Source organism: Frigoribacterium sp. MEB024, from assembly GCF_000878135.1.
Taxonomy (GTDB): Bacteria; Actinomycetota; Actinomycetes; order Actinomycetales; family Microbacteriaceae; genus Frigoribacterium.
In genome coordinates, this window is record NZ_JXQZ01000109.1 from 1 (window position 1) to 1,963 (window position 1,963).

Sequence of the window (1,963 nt, forward strand, 5' to 3'; positions counted from 1 at the left end):
AGGCGGTCGGCGGCAGCGGCGGCGAGGCGGTGGCCGCGCCGCCACCCTCGGTCGGGCGCGTGGGGGGCGGGGTGGGTGCCGCGGGCGGCGTCGGAGCCGAGGGCGCGGTCGGCGCCGAGGACGGCGTCTCGGGAGTGGTGTCGTCGGTGGCCATCAGCTGCCTTTCGCGAGCGGTGCGTCGGTCGTGCCGCCGGAGCGGCCGGTCACGCCTGTGACGGTCGCGTCCCGGGACACGAAAGGGCCCGCACCGTCCGGTGCGGACCCCGTCATGCTAGCGAGGGTCGTGATGAGCGGCCCCTGGGAGGCGATGCCCGACGACGCGAGGACGACCTACGAGTTGTAGCTGCCGTCGTAGAGGTCGGGGTTGCTGGCGATGGCACCGAACAGGACCACGAGCAGGATGATGCCGATGATGGTCAGGGCGACGACGACGTAGCCGAGGATGAGACCCGTCAGGGCCATGCCGCGGCCATCTTCGCCCCGCTTCTTGATCTGGCTCAACGCCATGTGGCCGGTGACGATGGCACCGAGCGCCGTGATCGAGGTCACGAAGCCGGCGATGCCCAGGATCATCGAGACGAGGGCGAGGGTGTTGCGCTGACCGGGGCGGGCGCCGTTCTGCCCCTGGTAGGCCGGCTGACCGCCGGAGGGCTGCCCCGGATAGGCCGGCTGCTGGCCCTGGTACGGGTTCTGCGGCGAGGGCTGGCCGTGGGGTGAGGGGTTCTGGTCGGTCATCGGGGACGTCCTTCTGCTGAGGGTCGGCCGGTGACGGCCGCGGTCGGTCGAGCGCCCATGCTATCGGCGACCGATGGCCTCCGACCGGGGCGGGTCGCCCGGGCCCCGCCTCGGGGTTCAGACCGCCTGGACCGTCGTCACCGGCAACGTCGAGTCGGCCCCGAAGTCGAGCGGCGACGGCGCCCGGCCCCGGGACACGAGCTCGGCGCCGAGCGCCGCGATCATGGCACCGTTGTCGGTGCAGAGCGAGAGGGGCGGCACGCGCAGCTCGACCCCGGCCGCGGCGCACCTCTCGGCTGCGAGCTCGCGCACGCGGGCGTTGGCGACGACTCCCCCGCCGAGCAGCAGGCGGGGCACGCCCCGGTCGGCGCAGGCCGCGAGAGCTTTGGTGAGCAGGACGTCGGCGACCGCCTCGCGGAAGCTGGCGGCGACGTCCGCGACCGGCACCGCGCCTCCTTCGCTGCGACGCTGTTCGACCCACCGGGCGACGGCCGTCTTCAGCCCCGAGAACGAGAAGTCGTACCGGTGCTTCGCCAGGTCTTTCGGCAGGGTCAGCCCCCTCGGGAAGCGGACGGCCCTCGGGTCGCCGCCCTCGGCGACGCGGTCGATCTGGGGCCCCCCGGGGTAGGGAAGGCCGAGCAGGCGGGCGACCTTGTCGAACGCCTCGCCCGCGGCGTCGTCGATCGTCTCGCCGAGCAGTTCGACGTCGTCGACGAGGTCGCGCACGTGCAGCAACGAGGTGTGGCCCCCCGAGACGAGCAGCGCGATGGTGGGCAGCTCGAGCTCGCTGCCGTCGTCGCGCAGCACGTCGGCTCCGACGTGGCCGACGAGGTGGTTCACGGCGTAGAGGGGCTTGCCCGTCGCCAGGGCGAGGGCCTTGGCCGCACCGACGCCGACCATGAGCGCACCGGCGAGCCCGGGCCCGCTCGTCACGGCGATCGCGTCGAGCTCGGCCGTCGTGACGCCGGCCTCGGCGAGCGCCGCGGCGAGGGCGGGTTCGAGCGCCTCGAGGTGGGCCCGCGCGGCGACCTCGGGGACGACGCCGCCGTAGCGGGCGTGTTCGTCCATCGACGACGAGATGACGTTGGCGAGCAGGGTGCGGCCGCGCACGATGCCGATGCCGGTCTCGTCGCAGCTGGTCTCGATGCCCAGCACGAGCGGCTCGCGGACGGCCGGCCCGGCGGCGGCCGGCTCGGCGGCGGCGGGCTCGGCAGCGGCGGACGAGGAG

General features: G+C 74.4%; 2 protein-coding genes. Both read right to left on the minus strand.

Going from position 1 to position 1,963, the window contains the following annotated elements; genetic code table 11:
- Window positions 1–330: 330 nt before the first annotated feature.
- On the minus strand, window positions 331–735 hold the full coding sequence (locus tag SZ60_RS15325; protein WP_052505457.1) for a DUF4190 domain-containing protein: 405 nt from the start codon (window positions 733–735) through the stop codon (window positions 331–333).
- A 117-nt stretch (window positions 736–852) separates the two neighbouring features.
- Complete coding sequence (tsaD, locus tag SZ60_RS15330) at window positions 853–1,890, minus strand: tRNA (adenosine(37)-N6)-threonylcarbamoyltransferase complex transferase subunit TsaD (protein WP_043597478.1); 1,038 nt, start codon at window positions 1,888–1,890, stop codon at window positions 853–855.
- Between the last annotated feature and the right edge of the window lie 73 nt (window positions 1,891–1,963).

What these genes read in the sequence shown, in the direction of transcription:
- SZ60_RS15325 (WP_052505457.1), bottom strand. Translation starts at nt 735, where the DNA reads ATGACCGACCAGAACCCCTCACCCCACGGCCAGCCCTCGCCGCAGAAC.